Here is an 18,056-nt window from a genome sequence, read left to right on the forward strand (position 1 = left end):
TCATGACAAAAACCCTGCTCTCTTTTTTGTTTCTCACATGGTCATGGAGCGTCAGAGCGCAGACTTCCGTTCTGCCCTCCGTTTCGCCGACGATGCTCGTTACGACCGCCGACGATACAGAAAGCGAAGAAACGGAATATGAGGGAGGTGCTCCGCTCCGCGTTCGATTTGAAGCACACCCCGAAAACATCGGCACACGTACAGCCCTTTTTGAATGGCGATTTGTCAAGGAAGGAATTGCCGAACCGTTGCTCATTCGCTACGATGAAAACACTGAATTTATTTTCAAGGAAAGCGGTACGTTTTTGGTGAAATTGTTGGTTTCTTTTGTGGAAGGCACCGATACTGTCAATTATGAAATGGACGAGCCCTTTCGCATACATATCGGCGAGAGCAAACTCGAACTACCCAACGCTTTTACCCCCAACGGCGATGGTGTGAACGATGTGTTTCGCGCCAAAGAAGGGTTTCGCAGCCTTGTGGAATTTAAGGCCGTTGTCATCAATCGCTGGGGGAAGAAGCTGGCCGAATGGTTTGATCCGGCCGATGGTTGGGACGGCCGCTGCAATGGCAACGATGCTCCCGACGGAGCCTACTACCTCGTTGTGCAAGCTCGCGGAGCCGACGGCCGACGCTACAACATCAAAAAGACCATTACCCTCTTGCGAAAACACCAAGAAATAGGGGGCACTTCGAGCCATTAGAACCTCCTCGTCAGACTGGCCGAAACTGCTGCCGAACAGCCGTTAAACCTTATTCCCTCTCTTATACTTCTCTCCCAATCTATCTCTTCACCGCATGATACCGACAGACAAAGGCAAAATAGAAGTTCTCGGCGCTCGCGTCCACAATCTGAAGAATGTGGACGTTTCTTTGCCGCGCCACGCCATGACGGTCATCACCGGGTTGAGCGGCAGCGGAAAATCCTCTTTGGCTTTCGACACGATTTATGCCGAAGGACAAAGAAGATATATCGAGACATTTTCGGCTTATGCCCGAAACTTCTTGGACAACCTCGAACGTCCCGACGTCGATAAGATCACGGGACTTTCGCCGGTGATCAGCATCGAGCAAAAAACGACCAACAAAAACCCACGTTCGACCGTCGGCACGGTAACGGAAATCTATGATTTCCTGCGCCTGCTCTATGCCCGCGCCGGAGATGCTTATTCGCACATCAGCGGTGAACGTATGGTGAAATACACCGAAGAGCAAATTCTCGACCTTATTCTCGACCGGTATGCCGACAAAAAGGTGTATCTTCTTGCCCCTCTCGTCAAGCAACGAAAAGGGCACTACAAGGAGCTGTTTGAAAGCATCCGCAAAAAGGGATTTCTCAACGTGCGCGTCGATGGTGAGTTGCGCGCCGTAGAACATGGCATGCGCCTTGATCGCTACAAGAACCATGACATTGAGGTCGTGGTGGACAAACTCAAAGTGCAATCCAAAGATGCCGAGCGGTTGCAAAAAAGTGTCAGACAAAGTCTGCAACAGGGGGACGGGCTGATGCTCATTCTCGACGTTGAGAGCGGCACTGTGCGCTACTATTCAAAGCGTTTGATGTGTCCCGTGAGCGGAATGGCCTATCGCGAACCGGCTCCGCACAATTTCTCTTTCAACTCGGCACAAGGAGCTTGTCCGCGATGCAAAGGATTGGGCAGCGTCAGTGTGATCGACCGCGACAAAGTATGTCCCAACCCCCGGCTCAGCATCAAGGACGGAGCACTCGAACCGTTGGGGAAATACCGAAATGCGCTCATCTTTTGGGAAATTGAGGCCGTGTTGAAGAAATACGACTGCCTGCTCACCACTCCGGTGGAGGACATATCCGAAGAGGCCATGGAGGAAGTTTTCAACGGTTCGGGCGAGCGTTTGCGCATTCCGGCCTCCACGGCGAAAACCACAGACGATTATTATGTGGAGTTTTCGGGATTGGTGAAATACATTCAGCAAATGGCCGACGCAGAAATGTCGGCTGCGGCGCAAAAATGGGCAGATCAATTTTCGAGTACTGCCGTATGTCCGCTCTGTCAGGGAAAACGCCTCAACCAAGAGGCGCTGTCTTTCAAGTTTGGCGACAAAAACATCGCCGAACTGGCACACATGGACATCGCCGAATTGTCGGAATGGCTCGCAGACATCGAAACAACACTCAATGGGAAACAGCGCGCCATTGCCACCGAAATACTGAAAGAAATTCGCACGCGCCTATCCTTTCTACTCGACGTCGGCTTGGACTATCTTTCTCTCGATCGCGCTACGATGACCCTTTCGGGCGGCGAAAGCCAACGCATTCGTCTGGCCACACAAATCGGTTCGCAACTGGTAAACGTGCTCTATATTCTCGACGAACCGTCGATCGGTCTGCACCAACGCGACAACATCCGCCTGATACGCTCGCTCCACAGTCTTCGCGACACCGGCAACACCGTGGTTGTCGTTGAGCACGACAAAGACATGATGTTGGCCGCCGACTATGTGGTGGACATCGGCCCCAAGGCCGGCAGAAAAGGCGGTGAGGTGGTGTTTCAAGGCACGCCGGAAACCATGCTTCAAACCGAAACGCTCACCGCACAATACCTTACCGGAAAACGACGCATTGCGTTGCCTGCCCTTCGTAGGAAAGGCAACGGCCGTTTTTTTCGCATTGTCGGCGCAAAAGGCAACAACTTGAAAGGCGTAGACGTCAGCTTTCCGCTCGGCACACTCACCTGCGTCACCGGTGTTTCGGGATCGGGAAAATCCACGCTGATCAACGACACGCTCCTCCCCATTCTCTCCCGACACGTCTACCGCTCCCTGCGCGAACCTCTCTGCTACGAACGTTGCGAAGGTTTGGAACACATCGACAAGGTCGTTGCCGTCGATCAAAGTCCGCTCGGCCGCACGCCGCGTTCCAACTCGGCGACCTACACGGGCGTTTTCTCGGACATCCGAACGCTGTTTGTCAATCTCCCCGAGGCCAAGATCCGTGCTTACAAGCCCGGTCGCTTCTCTTTCAACGTGAAAGGCGGCCGCTGTGAAACTTGCAAAGGAAACGGCTACAAAACCATCGAGATGAACTTCTTGCCCGATGTTTACGTTCCCTGCGAAACCTGCCACGGCAAACGCTACAATCGCGAAACGCTCGAAGTGCGTTTCAAGGGAAAGAGCATCAGCGATGTGCTCGACATGACAATCAATCAGGCCGTCGAGTTTTTTGAGAATGTTCCCAACATTCTCCATAAAATCAAAGTCTTGCAAGACGTCGGACTGGGCTATTTGAAACTCGGACAATCGTGTACAACCCTTTCGGGCGGCGAAAGCCAACGCGTGAAATTGGCCACCGAACTCTCCAAACGCGACACGGGACAGACCGTTTATATCCTCGACGAACCCACCACGGGGCTGCATTTTGAAGACATCCGCGTCTTGCTCGGTGTGCTCGACCGCCTCGTCGAAAAGGGCAACACCGTCATTGTCATCGAGCACAACCTTGACGTCATCAAAGTGGCCGACCACCTCATCGACATGGGACCCGAAGGCGGTCGCGGCGGCGGCATTGTCGTGGCCGAAGGAACTCCCGAAGAAGTCGCCGCAAGCGGAAAGGGACACACCGCACGATTCCTGAAAGAGGAGTTGGAAAGTTCTGCCGCGCTGAAATAAAGATGGGAGAAAAGACGCAAAAGACGGAAAAAAAGGCAATAACGGTCTTATTCTTCTCTTCAAAACGACTCTTGCCTCTTGCTCTTCGTTTGGCAGCCACATACGACGACATATAATTTTCAAAACAATTTCATCATCAATAACCCCCTAATTCTATTTTTTATGTTTGAAGGACAACCGAAAGGGCTATATGCCCTTGCTCTTGCCAACACGGGTGAGCGGTTTGGTTACTACACCATGCTCGCCATCTTCACCCTCTTTCTGCAAGCCAAATTCGGCTATACCGAAGCAGAAACTTCAACTATCTTCGGCGGCTTCCTGGCCGGTGTTTACTTCCTGCCCCTCATTGGCGGAATTCTGGCCGACAAGTTCGGCTACGGCCGCATGGTCGTTTCGGGCTTCGCCGTCATGTTTCTCGGCTACATCCTCCTCTCCATTCCCACCGACAATGTGAGCGGTAAAATAATGATGTTCGGATCGCTCACGCTCATCGCCATCGGTACGGGGCTTTTCAAGGGAAATCTCCAAGTGATGGTGGGTAATCTCTACGAAGATGCCAAATATTCCGGTAAGCGCGATACCGCTTTTTCGCTCTTCTACATGGCCATCAACATCGGCGCCATGTTTGCCCCGACGGCGGCCAAGAAGATGACCAACTACATGCTCGCCAAGTATGGCTTCACCTACGAGGCTCAAATCCCCGCTTTGGCTCACCAGCACCTCGACGGTACGATTTCAGCGGCCAACAGCACGATTCTTGAAAACCTCAAAGCCGCTCAAAACTATGCCGGCGAAACGACGGCTTTTGCCAATGACTACATCGCCCGTCTTTCCGAAGCCTACAACTACGGCTTCGGTGTGGCCTGTGTTTCGCTCATCGTGTCGGTGTTGATCTATTTCGGTTTCCGCAAATCTTTCAAGCATGTTGAAAGCAGTGCCAAGGCTGCCGCCGCAAGCACGCAAAACACCGTAGAAGAACTTTCTCCGCAAGAGACCAAAGACCGCGTGGTGGCACTCGTGCTCGTCTTTGCGGTGGTGATTTTCTTCTGGATGGCCTTCCACCAAAACGGTCTTACCATGACGTTCTTCGCGCGCGACTACACCGAATCCACGGCCACAGGCCTGACCCGCATCGGTTTCGACGTGTTCAACCTCGCGCTCATCGCCGCCTTTATTTACGCAGTTTTTGCCGTTGTGCAATCGGCCACGGCCAAAGCCAAGACCATTGCCGGCCTCGTGGCCGTGGGTTGCTTGGGTGCTCTCGCTTTCAAGTATGTCAATACCGAAGAGGTGGTTAAGTTCCTGCCCTCCGATTTCCAACAGTTCAACCCCTTCTTTGTGGTAGCCCTCACGCCCGTTTCTCTCGCCATCTTCTCGTCGTTGGCCAAATCGGGCAAAGAACCCTCCGCGCCGCGCAAAATCGGTATCGGTATGTTCATTGCCTCGCTCGGTTTCCTCATTCTCGCCATCGGTTCGCTCGGTCTGCCCACGCCCGACGCGCTCAAAGCCGACGCCGGCCTGCAAACGCTCGTTTCGCCCAACTGGCTCATCAGCACCTATCTCGTGCTCACCTTCGCCGAATTGCTGCTCTCTCCCATGGGCATCTCTTTTGTGTCCAAAGTGGCTCCCCCCAAGCTCAAAGGCGCCATGATGGGCGGCTGGTTTGCCGCCACGGCCATCGGCAACTACCTTGTGAGCATCATCGGCTACCTTTGGGGCGGTTTGCCGCTCTGGTCGCTCTGGGCAATCCTCATCGTGCTCTGCCTCCTCTCTTTCCTGTTTATCTTCTCTCAGATGAAGAAACTCGAAAAAGTAGGCTGATCCCCTTCGCTGTCGTTGCCGTGGGCACGGCATCGCCTCAAAACACCACCGCCCTTTCAGGCTTGCTGCTTGAAAGGGCGGTGCTCTTTTTGTGTGAGGAGTGCGCGGAATGTTGCGCGTGTGTCGCGTGAAATGTCGCGATGATTTTAGCGCAGACGTTCCGAGAGTTTTTCGAGCATATCTGCGGTCATGGATTCGAGGTCGAAACGAGGGTTCCAATCCCATTCGGCACGTGCACAACTGTCGTCGAGGCTGTTCGGCCATGAAGAAGCGATGCTTTGTTTGAGCGCGTCCACTTGATAGGTTATTTCGAAATCGGGGCGGTGGTGGCGAATGGCTTCGCAGATCTGTCCCGGTTCAAAGCTCATCGAGGCGATGTTGAACCCGTTGCGATGCACAAGGCGCGTGGGATCGGCTTCCATGAGGCGTACACAGGCGTCGAGTGCGTCGGGCATATACATCATGTCCATATAGGTGCCTTCGGCGATGGGGCAAACAAACTTTTCGCCCTTGACGGCGGCATAATAGATGTCTACGGCATAGTCCGTTGTTCCGCCTCCCGGAGGCGTGACGTTGGAAATCAGACCGGGGAAGCGCACCGATCGCGTATCCACGCCGAATTTGTTGTAGTAGTAGTCGGAGAGCAATTCGGTGGTCACTTTCGACACCCCGTAAATCGTGCGAGGGCGTTGCACCGTGTCTTGCGGCGTGGCATCGCGCGGCGTTTCGGGGCCGAACGATCCGATGCTCGACGGGGTGAAGACGGCACAACCGTTTTCGCGTGCCACTTCGAGCACGTTCCACAGCCCGTCCACACCGATTTTCCAAGCCAAACGCGGTTTGCTTTCCGCCACCACCGAGAGGAGGGCGGCGAGGTTGTAAATGGTGTCCGTGTTGTGTTTTCTCACAACTTCCGCGATGGCACCGGCGTCGGTCACATCGCAAATCTCGGCAGGCCCCGATTCGAGAAGCTCACCCTTAGGCTCTGCTCCGACAATGTAGCCGGCCACAACGTTTTCGTTGCCATAAATGCCACGAAGCTCCATAGTTAGCTCAGAACCGATTTGTCCTGTGGCACCAATCACCAGTATTTTTTTCATGTAAATCTAATAAGGATAAATAAGTTTGGACATACTATTGAATGGCTCGCCGAAGCGAGCCATTTTCAATAAGCAAATCATTCATTTTATGCAAGCAAAGGTACGGCAAGCCGTGCGATTAAACAAAGAAAAAAGAGAGTATTTTCTTTTTATGCACGTTAATATACGCAAATCGTCATGTTTATGCGGATAAAATTATTCTCAATAGGAAAATATAGGTATATTCAGCTGTTTTTCTGTCTTTTTTATTGTTGCTGTCCGGCAAACTTCAAAACCGCATAAAAATCTTGCCCGAAATCTTGCATAATGGGATTTCGGACTTTCTTTTTGAAAAAGCAAACTCCCTTGTCGGATCATTTTTTCGTGACGTGGCCGAACGCACCTTTGGCGGCACATCAAATGTGTTTTTTAGGGGAGGGAGCGCATTATGTGGGCTTCCCCAATGTTTATTTCGTGAAATCGTCGAAAAACATACACTGCGTCTTTCATGTTGCTGAATTTCAATGGTATGCGAGTGTATGCAGCGATTTGCTATTATACATCGGTAAAGATTAAGTCCGTGAGGCACAGGGGAATAGGAATGTAGGCAGATTTTCCGAAAACCTACACGGCCTACATGGTTGGGACTTCGGGCATTCGGATGCCTTACCGATAGTGTGTGTAGGTTGTGATGACGAATGTAGTTGTTTTTTCGCGTTGTCTACATTCGCAACGGTTTGTATATCTGTGATTTAGTGTCGAAATGTAGACAATGTAGATAAAAAGAAGGAAAAATCCCGGTAGAGGCGAAAAATTGCTGTTTTCGCGAGAATTTCTCCCGACTTCTCTTCGGCTTGTCCGGATCTACCTTCCATGCGTCGTCGTCATCTTGCCCAAGGAGTTGTGGAAAACGGAGTAACGAGTAGAAAAAACTACTCGTTACTTAAAATTTTCTGCTCGTTATGTAGAAAAATCTATCACGGACCTAATTTCCGCAAGTTCCTACTTGTTACGCAAAAAGAGGCATTCGCGGAAGACGGGGAAGAATATCGAAACGTCCCATTGAGATTGTCGGGAGCTACATCGGTAGTGGATTTCCGACATTGTCGTCCGAAGACGGGGCTATAATGTCTTTTTCCGCCGGCAGGGCAAGGCTGTCGGGACTGTTTTTGCTTTGGGGAAGATCTTCGGTGAGAGCACGACAAAGCCGATCTTGAAAACGTCGCCCCACGGAGGAGCGAAGCAGCCCTTGATTGATAACGGCAAAACAGAGCTGATGCCCATTGGCGGCAAGGGCATAGCCGGCCAGCGAGGTGATGCCCTCCACGGTGCCCGTTTTGGCACGGACGTTGCCTTGTGCCGATGTGCCGATGCAGCGGCGGCGAAGGGTGCCGTCGCGCCCCATGACCGGTAGTGAGGGAAGGAGATGGTTGTAGATTTCTTCGTTGAGATAGGCGTAGCGCAAGGCACAAACGAGGAGTTCCGGCGTGAGATAGTTGTAGAGCGACAAGCCGCTGCCGTCCGCCACTTGGTAGTCGGAGGATTGAAGGCCGAGAGAAGAGAAGAAACGCTCGAATTTCTTGACCGCTTGTTTGCGATCGGCGTAAGGGTGTGCGGATTGTGCGGCAAGGTGATAGAAGAGGCTTTCGGCATAAAAATTGTCGGATCGCTTCATCATTGGGTGAAGAATTTGGTCGATGTTGTGCGAGCGCGACACAAGGAGCGTGGCGGAATCGGGCAACAGCCCATGGCGCATTTGACCGTCGAAAGCGATGCCGGCCGCCGCCAGCGATCGTTGAAAGGCTGCGGCGAGAGTTTCGCGTCCCCGGTAGGCGAGAGGGGTGAGGGGAGGTTCGCGGTCGTCCCAACACCAGCCCCAGCCGAGCGTGGCGGTGTCTTTCAGAGAACGGTCGAGAATGATGTCGCCACCGATATGGCGAATGCCTTTTTTACTCAAATGAGCGACCATGGCACGAAGGTCGTCGCGCCCGAAAAGCGGGTCGAAACCTCCTTTCACTATGATATGGCCGGGGAGGAGGGTGTCAATGGGTGAGGCCGTGGCATAGAGGTTGGTGGAGAGCTTGTAGTCGCTGCCGAGGCGGTCGAGGGCGACGATGGCAGTGAGGAGTTTCATCGTCGATGCCGGCCGCAACAATTGCCGATGACCGTAGCGGTAGAGGGCGGTGTCGGCGGTGAGGTCGTAGACGTAAAGCCCGATTTGCGATTGTTGGGAAAGATCGCCTTGCAGGAGTTCGTCGATGCGGCTTTTAATGACTTTGGCGAAAGTTTCGGTGGAGTGTCGAGCGGTGAAATCGGCAGCGTTTTCTCTGTGAAGCGAGCGGTTTTGAGCCGGAAGGGCTGAAAATCGAAAGACGAGAAGCAGGGCGAAAAGAACAAATCGAAGCATGGGCGGCAACTGATGTTCGAAAACGAGAAAGACAGACGGAAGGAATGAAAAATAGCATTTGAAACGGAGAAGGGCAAAGGAATGCCCGTGTTTCTCTGTTTCAAATGCTAATGATGACGGACGAAAGCCGTTTGTTTTATTTGATGCCGAGTTTGGCTTTGATTTGTGCGCTGATGTCGGTGGAGAGCGCGCTGTTGATGCTCAGCCCTGCTACGATGGCCTTGTCTACGCCATAGACGTATCCGCCTTCTTTCAGCACGGCTTCAATGGCAGCATACACCTTTTCTTGAATGGGCTGCATCTTTTTCTGAGATTCTTGGCGGAAAGCCTGCTCGTTGTCTTGATAGGCTTGACGAATGCGCTGTTGGAGCTCTTGCAATTCCTGTTGGCGACGTTGGCGCATGTTGGCCGGTGTGCTTTCGTTGATTTCCGATTCAAATTTCTGCACCTTTGTTTGCAACTCTTTTTCCATGGCTTCGAGATCGGCCTGATATTGTTTGCCGAGGGCTTCGAGAGCGGTTTGTGCGGCTTGTGCTTCGGGATAGATTTTCAAGATTTCTCCGGAGTCGAAGTGTGCAAACTTCTGAGCGAGGATCGTGAGGGGTGCCATCATCAGCACCAAGATCATGAGTTTTTTGAACATGTTGATAAAGGTTTGTTGATTTTCGGTGACAAAAGTACTACTTTTAGTTGGAATAGCCTAATTTAGAGAGCACCTCATTGCTAATGTCAATGGCCGGCGAAGCAAAAACGATGCCCGCCCCTTCGCTGGCGCGATCGAGGATGAGCTGGAAGCCTTTGGCCTGCGCAATGCCTTTTATGGCATTGTAAACCTCGTCTTGAATGGGTTCGAGCAGGGCGATTCGCTTTTTATGCAGTTCGCCTTCGGGGCCAAAATACTTTTTCTTCAATTCGGCGGCCGATTTCTCTTTGGCCACAATGCTCTCTTCGCGCTCCTTCTTTTGGGCTTCGGAGAGAAACACCGATTCGTTCTGATAGTTGCGATAGAGGGTTTTGGCTTCGTTGTCGAACGCTTCGACCTCGGCCTGCCATTTTTTGGAAACTTGGTTGAGTTGTTCGTTGGCACGCTCATAAGCGGGAATGTTGCTCATGATGTATTCCATGTCGATGAGGGCGAACTTTTGGGCACGACTGCCGCCGATGCAGGCGATCGTGAGGAAAAGAAGAACTAAAAACTTTTTCATGTCGGAAAAGGAAAAAAGAAAAAAACTGCTACAAATGTAGAGGATAATACTTGAACGATAAAACACCCGACGGCAAAACGTGATGTGTCGGGCATTTTTTAACAGAACAATGCCGTTGCAACGAGCCGTTTTAACAATGGAACACTACCGTGAGAAGACAAAGACGGAGTGGTCATAAAAATTCTTCACCCAATCTGACGTGTACTTCTGAGGCAAGCCTGCGAGGTATTGAGGCGTCGTTGTTGGGCATGATGACGAGCATGTTTCCTTCGAGCACGACAAGATAATTGTCTAAACCTCGAACAACGGCTCCCATCGTTTCGGGCAGACAGACCAACGTGTTTTTCGTGCCTTGAAAAATCACGCCCGCTCCACCGATCGTGACATTGCCATCTACATTGCCGGGAAGCGTTTCTTTCATCACCGGCCACGATCCCACATCGCGCCAACCGAACGTGCATTCTTGTACCACGGTGTCTTGTCGTCGTTCGAGAATGATGCTGTCGAGCGTGCAAAATTCTGCCATGGGAAAACAGCGTTTGAGCAGTGCTTCTTCGTCGGCATCGGCAAGATGTGAAGCGTCTGTTTGCGCGATAACGGGAAATAAATGGGCAAATTCCTCCTGCATGGTAGAGGCTTTCCACAAAAACAAACCGGTGTTCCAAAGAAATTCGCCGCTCTCGATAAAGGTGCGTGCAAACTCGATCGGCGGTTTTTCGGTAAACGATTTGACGGTGCGGCGGTGTTCGTCGAGCTGCTCCCCTTTTTGAATGTAGCCGAAAGCCGTCACGGGAGAATTGGCTTTGACACTCATGGCCAAAAAGTGATCGGAGTGGCGCACATAGTCCAAACCCTGAACAATTTCTCTTGTAAAAGAAGCATCGCTCGTGATGAACTGATCGGCCGGAGTGGCCACGAAGCAGGCGTCGGGATGTTTGCGCGCCAAACTCCATGAAGCCCAAGCCGCAGCCGGACCGGTGGACAGCTGCACCGGTTCGGCGAGAATTTGCGCATCGGAAATCTGAGGCAACTGTTCTCGTACAAGCCCGACATAGTCGGCAAAAGTGGAGATGTAGATGTTTTCGATCGGGAGAAAAGCTGCAAAACGCTCGAAGGTGAGTTGAAGAAGCGTTTTTCCCACACCAAAAAAGTCTATGAATTGCTTGGGATGCTGTTCGCGGCTCGCCGGCCATAAGCGACGCCCCACGCCTCCGGCTAAGATGATGCAATAATCATTGGCTCTCATGATATCTTTATTTTGGTAAAAATCTTTTTGCAGAGGCTTTTGCCTATGCGAATATAAACATTAAAACGCGAACGACTCTCTATAATTGTCGTAAAAGAGAGGAAAAACAAACTTTTATCCGATGCACCTCATATTTTCTCTTTCTTTTTTGGCGTGTTGCGAAAAATGCCGTATCTTTGCGGTCGCAATGCTGCCACAAGCAGTTTGTCGGTGGGTTTCACCGTTTGTTGCTCCGATGGCGGAATCGGTAGACGCGCTGGTCTCAAACACCAGTAGGGAAACCTGTGCCGGTTCGACCCCGGCTCGGAGTACAAAATGCGAAACGCGAAGAAAAGTTTATTTTCTTCGCGTTTTTTCTTTCTTCTTATTTTTTAATGGTTCAGTCGAGATTTCCGCAAAGCCTCTTAGCCCGTGTCGGCGTGTTGCCCGTATTCCTGTATTTTGCTTCTGTGGATTTTAACCGTTCTTTTGTTGTGTGTCTGCTCTTGGTGTGAAAGTGGCTTGTGGGGTGGAAAATGGGCTTCGGGCAGATTTTACATGTGCCAAGCTGTGAGTGAGAACGTGTTTTCTATTCCGTTTTCGATGACATCGGGGAGATTGTGGAAAAAGTCTATCCCGGTGCGTTGTTCGAGACTGCGGATGCTCATGGCATGCCCGGCCATGAGAGGGAGGGTGCCGTCAATGCCATAATCTTTGTTTTCGAGCAGAAATCCGATACCGGTGTAAATGCCGTTTTTCACTTTGAGCAATGCCATGAAGTAGTATTTGGGCACGGCCATGCGATTGGAGGCCACATGGCGCAGAATGTTTCCGGTGTTGATCGTGCCGCCTTTAACGACGTAGAGGGTGTCGGCGAAAGAGGCTTTTCGACCGAGGTTTTGAACGTGTTGTTCGAGGGCGACCCAGTATTCGCGATTGAATTGTCTGTTTTGAGGACTGAGATTTCCGAGATAGAAAGTTTGGTCATTGGCCTCTCTGGAATAGAGCCGGTCGGCCGATGCGCAGAGGTGTCCGTGGTCGTAGCCGTTGAAGGAGACGTCGTCGTGCAGAGCATAGACCACGGGGAGCTTCGGATCGCGAGGGTAGAGCGGCCTGATGCTGTTGTCTTTGCGATTAACACGGCGCGGACGAGTGTCGCCGTCAAATCGAAATGCCACCCATTTGGAGTGGTATTCGCGCTTGTCGTAGGCATAGGCATAGTTTACGACGGAGTCGCCGCCGGAGTGCGAGGGTGCTGTCTTGTGAACGACAAAAATCTCGGAGGAGTTTCCCGACAAGCGGGGCATCTCGATGCGGGCTGCCATTCCGCTTGCAGAAGGCGAGGGCGTGGGAGTTTCTCCTCCGCCCAACTGGAACGAATCGTTTGAGGAGTTGTCGCAAGCGGCCAAAAGGAGCGTGACGGCCGAAAGGAGCAGAATGCGTTGAAACATGGCGTTGGAAAAAGCACCGACGCACCGTCCGAAGGATGCGAAAAGAGTCCGTCGGGCGGTGCGAAGGCCGGATGAAAAGAAGGGGTTATTTCATTTTGAGATTTCTGATTTCCCAAGTCGAACCGCCTGCTGCTTCGGTGTTGTAGCGGAAAGCGATGCGCACTTTTTTGCCGATAAATTCAGCCGGAATACCGAAGGTTGCAGAGTGGAAAGTCTTCCAGTCGATCTTTCCATCGGCTTTTTTGTTGGGCTCTTTCCAGTCTTGGGAGATAAGCGTCCAACCGTCGGCCGGTTTTGCGGCGTCGTACTTGTCGGTGATGAGGAGTTGTTGGTTTTCGGCACTCTTGTTGTAGGCGAGAATATATTCAAACGTCAGATTTGCGGCGTTGATGCCCGAGAGATTGACTTCGGGACTGATGAGGTAGTAGGTTCCGGCAATGGTTTTTCTTGTGTCTTTGTCGTAACCGGAGGCTTTGGCGGTCTTAAAGTCTATTTTCCATTCTCCTGCGCCTTGTGTGGTGACATTGGTGAAGGAACCGAGAGTTGAGGCAAAGGTTTCGTTGAGTAGATCGCCGTTCACGGGTGGTTGAGGGGTGTCGGGTGTGGACTGTGTGACGTTGCCTTTCTTTACTTTGAGGTTTCTCACTTCCCAAGTCGAACCGCTTGTGGCATCGGTGTTGTAGCGGAGTGCGATACGTACTTTCTTGCCGATGAATTGAGCCGGGAGGTTGATGGCTGCGGAATGGAAGGTTTTCCAATCGATCTTTCCATCTTCCTTTTTGTTGGGTTCTTTCCACTCTTGGGAGATGAGCGTCCAGCCTTCGGCCGGTTTTGCAGCGTCATACTTGTCGGTGATGAGGAGTTGTTGGTTTTCGGCACCTTTGTTGTAGGCAAGGATGTATTCAAACGTCACGTGCGCGGCGTCGATGCCTGAGAGGTTGATTTCGGGACTGACGAGGTAGTAAGTGCCGGCCGTGGTTTTCTTCGTGTCTTTGTCGTAACCGGAGGCTTTGGCGGTCTTAAAGTCTATTTTCCATTCTCCTGCGCCTTGTGTGGTGGCATTGGTGAAGGAGCCGAGAGTTGAGGCAAAGGTTTCGCTGAGCAGTTCGTCGCCTACGGGAGTTTCGGTTTGATCGGAAGGGATTTCGTAAGGTGCGGGCACGTCTTCGCAGGCGGTGAAACCGAGGGCGAGGGCGAGCGAGGTTACGATAGAAAAATACTTTTTCATGATGATTTTTTTGTGTATGGAAGCAGACAAAACAGATGCACCATCGCCGTTGGAGGTGATCCTTTTGATGTCTGCGTTGTTTTGATAGTTTTTATTTGATGTCGTTCACGCTGCGCATTTGCATTTGCCAGTTGCTGTAATAAGACATAATGCCGGTGTAGGTGTGTGTGTCGGCCGGAATGGGAAGAAATGCAATGTCGTTTTGCGTCGATGTGCGGATGGTGATGCTGGAATTGTTGCTTTTCAGCAGCAGGGTGCGATCCACGGCATATCCGGCATCGTAGAGCACTTCGGGCGCAAAGATTTTTGGAAGCGGTTCTTTGCGGCCGGAGAGTGCTCCCGTGGCCGGGTTGTCTTTCTCGCTTCCTTGTACCTCTTTGATCAAACCGCTCACTTTGGCGAGCATGGGTGAGTTGAGGTAGTTGCGGTTGTTTGAGTCGCGCAGCCACTGCTCGCCTTCGGAGGTGGTGAAATCACGCGGAGTGAGCTCTGGAGCTTCGGAGTTGGGCTTGCCGATGAGTTGGATGTTGGTGGCTACCTTTTCCAGAAGCATCGGGCCGAGGCGAAGGTTGCCCGAAGAGGTGTAGTAGGGTTGTCCCACTTTGGGCGTGCGGCTGTAATTGCCGACATAAAGGCCTTTGAGATTGACGCGGATGCGTTGTCCCAATGCGAAGTAGGGATAGAGAATAGTGTGCTTGATGCCTACTTGAATGCATTGGTCGTCGGTGGCTTCGGGGGTGCTGCCGATGTGACGGATGACGATTGTTTGGTAGAGGTTTCCGGACACATCATTACCCACTACCACTCCTTCGAAGATGATGTCTTCTTTGACTTGCTCGAAAGTGTTGTTGGTAGAAATCGGGGTTTTGAACTTCTCTTTCACGCCGTAGATGGTGGTGTTGGGTTCACCGATTTGTTTGGCTGTTATGAGAAAATTGTCGGTGTTGGGCTCATCGTGGCTGTCCATGCAGGAAGCCATCGAAAAGGCGAGCGTTGCACCGAAGATGATGGAGAATATCTTGTTCATGCGAATGCGGTTTTAGAACTTGAAGCCAATGTTGAGAAAGAAGTTGAAAGCGTTGGCGTAGTAGTACTTCGAGTTTTTGGAGAACTTGTAGGCCTTGCCTTCTCCTTTGGAATAGCTGCCTCCGCTTTCTTTGTAGTAGAAGTCGGAGCGGTTTTGTTCGTAACCACCGGTTCGGAGATTGGTGTTATTGCCGATGTTTTGGAACGATAGGTTGATGCTCAGACTCTTTCCACCGCGCAAACGAATGTAGCGGCCGATGGAGGCGTCGAACATCACGCCACCCTTGAATTTCTCTTGTGCAGCGGCATATGATGCCATTTCAAAACCGTCGTTGCTGAACAATATGCCGCCTTCGTTTTCGAGTTGGGCGAGCGTGGGTTCAAACACGGGCAGCCCGGAGGGGCTGACGCCTGTGGGAAGATAGAAGTGCCCATCGGTGGCATAGGTGCTGTTGAGGCGGCGATAGGGAGAGAAACCGACATAAACGCGATCGTAGTAGTTGGCCGAAGCTTCAAAGAACCAGCCTTTGTAGCTGTATTTCACACCGGCGGAGAGAGCTGTGAGCGGAGTAGAGTCTTCACGCATTCCCTTGGCTATGACGCGCATGGGCATGGGTTGCTTGGTCACGGGATTTTTTACGGAGTTGAGTTTCGCCAATTCCGCGGGATTCATGCCTTCATAGCTCACTTGCGCGTAGGGGTTGTTGTTGTAGAGAGCATCGCCCACGGAAGCCAACATCGAGAACGAGAGGTTGGTGGTGGCTTGAATTTCGAGAGCGGCCTCCACACCGTAATGAGCCTTGCTTATATTGCTCATCGTGAGGTAGGTGAAGGTGGATTGCTGGTCGTTGTAGTAAGCCGTTTGTTTGACTTGGTTGGTGATTTGCGTGTGGTAGCCGCTCACTTTACCCACCACGCGACCGAAGCGGAAAGCATAGCTGAGGTCGAAACCGATGTGGTCTTCGTTGGTGAGGTTGTTGATGAAATTGTTTTGGGTGCGTGCTGCAACGAAAGCGTTGCGTGCGAGTGGGGCTTGCGAAAGGACGTTGGCACTCAATGACAAACGATGATTGCGAGTGGGAGTGAAAGCCAACGTGAGTTTTCCGCCGCCGCCAAGGAATTTGGCCATTCCGCTCTTGCCGTAGCTGTTGTTGCGATAACGGCCGTTTTCCATTTGTCCGTCTCGCTCAATGGTCGTTCCGTCAATGTGACCGGCAACGATGACTTGGCTGTATCCGCCGGTGTATTGGTAATTAGACCAAAGATCGGCTTTGTTTACGTCGATGTTGTAGTCGTAGCCGAATCGGTCGCCCACCTTGATCTGACGATTGGGGTTGCGCAGGTCGTTTTGGGCTTCGAGGCTTTTGCTGCCGTAGTCTTTGGCCGCAAATTTGTCGATGTCGGTGTAGCGCGTTCCGCCGAGCAGATCGGCCATGGTCTTATAGTGCATGCCATGTGTGTGGTTGAGGTTCACGCCCATGGCAATTTTGTGGTTCTTGTTGAACGTGTGGTTGAGCGTCGAACTGAAAGCTCCGACCAGCTGATCGTTGTGTCGCCGTTCTTGATAATAGAGGGCTTCGCCACCGGCGGCTTCGTTTTGGCGGTTGATGTGATACATCTTGTCCCAGTTTACTTGGCGATTGGCCTTGTTGCTTGTCCAACGCTCGTAGAGGCTTTGCCATTGATCAAGTAAGAACTGCTCCTTGCCCACATAGTGTTCGCTGTTGCGATCCCAAACGTCGCCCACACCCGAAGGGAGGTTTTTGTAGTAGTCGGGGCGAGGGTCGTAGGCGTTTCCGTTCCAACCGAGTGCCGTTCCGCTATATTGGTTGTAAGCAAAACCGAGGTTGGAGGTCAGTCGGGAGGTGTGGGCGTCGTTTTCCCAATCCCATGTGAGAATGGTGGTGGGAGAGAACGTTTCTACCACGCGCGAATTGCGCTTTTCTCCGTTTTGATAGCCCCAGTTGGGGTTGTAGTAGTGTGAGTTGGCCAGCCAATAGGCTTCTTCGGTCGAAGCTCCCTGTTGTGCGCGTTCGGTGGGGCTGCCATAGGTGACGAGCGAGAGGGCATGGTTGTTGCCGAATCGCTTTTCGGCGGCCAAGAAGTAGGCGGCGGAGTTGTAGAAGGTACCTTCGATCACCCCTTCGGTGGCACCGCGATAACCGACGCTTCCTGCAAAAGCCCAGCCGTTGGCCATGAGTCCTGTGGCGTGGGTGTACATGGCACGTCCGTAGTAGTTGCGGTTGGTGGCGGAGAGAGAGATTTTGCGGCCTTGTGCAAATTGGGAAGCGCGCGTGTTAAGGCTCTGTCCGCCTCCGGGGCCGACAAGGCCAAACGTGGTGTAGTCGTAAGCATCGACGCCTTCTTTGTTGCGCGTAGCGTCGTTCATGCCGCCGATCGAGGCGTAGTTGAAACGTCCGAGTTCCGTGTCGTTCAAGCGCAAACCGTTCATGTAGGTTTGGCTGTACATGTTGTCCAAAGCCCTCACGCGGAAGCGCATCGGGCTGAAACGGAAACCCACTTGGTTGAGGAAAAGGTCGTTTTTGGCCACCACCGAGGCCACAGCCTGCGAAGCGTCGAGGTCTTCGTCCAACTGCGATTCGGTGAAAGTGAAATCGGCGTTATCCTCATGAAGTTTTAATGTATCGGCCTTTTGTATTTGTGCCATTGCCGTAGCTCCGGCAATGCACCACATCGTGGCCAATACGGATACTCCTTTTGTCATAAGATGAATAATATAGTGTTAATCAGACTAAGTGCGGGGTGCAAAAGTAAGCATATCTCGGCAATCCTCCGCCTCGTTAGTCGCGTATTGTCTCCGCAAAAGTAGAAAAAAATACCATATCGCCGCTTCTCTACCTTTCTTTTTTCGGTGTGATCTGTTGTTTTTCCATAAAAAGTGGATTTTTTCCGAATATAATTGTCGAAAAACTTCTTGTTTCGAATTTCTTGTTTAATTTTGCGGCCAA

Annotated in this window: 12 protein-coding genes and 1 tRNA gene; 4 read left to right on the forward strand and 9 right to left on the reverse strand. The window is 51.9% G+C overall.

Annotated features, from left to right (window positions below; genetic code table 11):
- Nucleotides 1-2: 2 nt before the first annotated feature.
- The 3 genes from EII14_RS00780 (at nucleotide 3) to EII14_RS00790 (ending at nucleotide 5,466) form a co-directional block, all read left to right on the forward strand.
- A complete protein-coding gene (locus EII14_RS00780; protein WP_124930662.1) occupies nucleotides 3-704 on the forward strand; it encodes a gliding motility-associated C-terminal domain-containing protein in 702 nt (233 codons plus the stop codon).
- 94 nt (nucleotides 705-798) lie between these two features.
- Nucleotides 799-3,645: an excinuclease ABC subunit UvrA gene (gene uvrA, locus EII14_RS00785; RefSeq protein ID WP_124930663.1), complete on the forward strand. Its 2,847-nt coding sequence runs from the start codon at nucleotides 799-801 to the stop codon at nucleotides 3,643-3,645.
- Nucleotides 3,646-3,807: 162 nt separating this feature from the next.
- Nucleotides 3,808-5,466 carry a peptide MFS transporter gene (locus EII14_RS00790; protein ID WP_124930664.1) on the forward strand — a complete coding sequence of 553 codons (1,659 nt, stop codon included), beginning with the start codon at nucleotides 3,808-3,810 and terminating at the stop codon, nucleotides 5,464-5,466.
- Between the two features lie 146 nt (nucleotides 5,467-5,612).
- On the opposite strand, the gene EII14_RS00795 is transcribed toward EII14_RS00790, so the two are convergent.
- The 5 genes from EII14_RS00795 to EII14_RS00815 all read right to left on the reverse strand — a co-directional run bounded on the left by EII14_RS00795 (nucleotide 5,613) and on the right by EII14_RS00815 (nucleotide 11,403).
- Complete coding sequence (locus tag EII14_RS00795) at nucleotides 5,613-6,566, reverse strand: NAD-dependent epimerase/dehydratase family protein (RefSeq protein ID WP_124930665.1); 954 nt, start codon at nucleotides 6,564-6,566, stop codon at nucleotides 5,613-5,615.
- A 1,057-nt stretch (nucleotides 6,567-7,623) separates the two neighbouring features.
- The gene (gene dacB, locus EII14_RS00800) at nucleotides 7,624-8,952 is read right to left on the reverse strand and encodes a D-alanyl-D-alanine carboxypeptidase/D-alanyl-D-alanine-endopeptidase (RefSeq protein WP_124930666.1); all 1,329 of its coding nucleotides are present in this window, start codon (nucleotides 8,950-8,952) and stop codon (nucleotides 7,624-7,626) included.
- A 136-nt stretch (nucleotides 8,953-9,088) separates the two neighbouring features.
- The gene (locus tag EII14_RS00805) at nucleotides 9,089-9,595 is read right to left on the reverse strand and encodes an OmpH family outer membrane protein (RefSeq protein WP_124930667.1); all 507 of its coding nucleotides are present in this window, start codon (nucleotides 9,593-9,595) and stop codon (nucleotides 9,089-9,091) included.
- A gap of 43 nt (nucleotides 9,596-9,638) precedes the next feature.
- Nucleotides 9,639-10,157 carry an OmpH family outer membrane protein gene (locus tag EII14_RS00810; RefSeq protein ID WP_124930668.1) on the reverse strand — a complete coding sequence of 173 codons (519 nt, stop codon included), beginning with the start codon at nucleotides 10,155-10,157 and terminating at the stop codon, nucleotides 9,639-9,641.
- Between the two features lie 172 nt (nucleotides 10,158-10,329).
- Nucleotides 10,330-11,403, reverse strand: coding sequence for a mannose-1-phosphate guanylyltransferase (locus EII14_RS00815; protein WP_124930669.1), 1,074 nt, complete (start codon nucleotides 11,401-11,403; stop codon nucleotides 10,330-10,332).
- Nucleotides 11,404-11,632: 229 nt separating this feature from the next.
- Between EII14_RS00815 and EII14_RS00820 the strand changes: the two genes are divergently transcribed.
- A tRNA-Leu gene (locus EII14_RS00820) sits at nucleotides 11,633-11,714 on the forward strand.
- Between the two features lie 222 nt (nucleotides 11,715-11,936).
- Here the strand turns inward: EII14_RS00820 and EII14_RS00825 are convergent.
- The 4 genes from EII14_RS00825 to EII14_RS00840 all read right to left on the reverse strand — a co-directional run bounded on the left by EII14_RS00825 (nucleotide 11,937) and on the right by EII14_RS00840 (nucleotide 17,812).
- A complete protein-coding gene (locus tag EII14_RS00825) occupies nucleotides 11,937-12,833 on the reverse strand; it encodes a DNA/RNA non-specific endonuclease (protein ID WP_124930670.1) in 897 nt (298 codons plus the stop codon).
- Between the two features lie 85 nt (nucleotides 12,834-12,918).
- Nucleotides 12,919-14,061 carry a choice-of-anchor J domain-containing protein gene (locus EII14_RS00830; protein WP_124930671.1) on the reverse strand — a complete coding sequence of 381 codons (1,143 nt, stop codon included), beginning with the start codon at nucleotides 14,059-14,061 and terminating at the stop codon, nucleotides 12,919-12,921.
- Between the two features lie 91 nt (nucleotides 14,062-14,152).
- Nucleotides 14,153-15,088, reverse strand: a complete 936-nt coding sequence (locus EII14_RS00835) for a DUF5689 domain-containing protein (RefSeq protein ID WP_124930672.1) — start codon at nucleotides 15,086-15,088, stop codon at nucleotides 14,153-14,155.
- Between the two features lie 12 nt (nucleotides 15,089-15,100).
- Nucleotides 15,101-17,812 carry a TonB-dependent receptor gene (locus tag EII14_RS00840; RefSeq protein WP_124930673.1) on the reverse strand — a complete coding sequence of 904 codons (2,712 nt, stop codon included), beginning with the start codon at nucleotides 17,810-17,812 and terminating at the stop codon, nucleotides 15,101-15,103.
- Nucleotides 17,813-18,056 lie beyond the last annotated feature (244 nt).

This window comes from Alloprevotella sp. OH1205_COT-284, from assembly GCF_003859795.1.
Lineage (GTDB): Bacteria > Bacteroidota > Bacteroidia > Bacteroidales > Bacteroidaceae > Alloprevotella.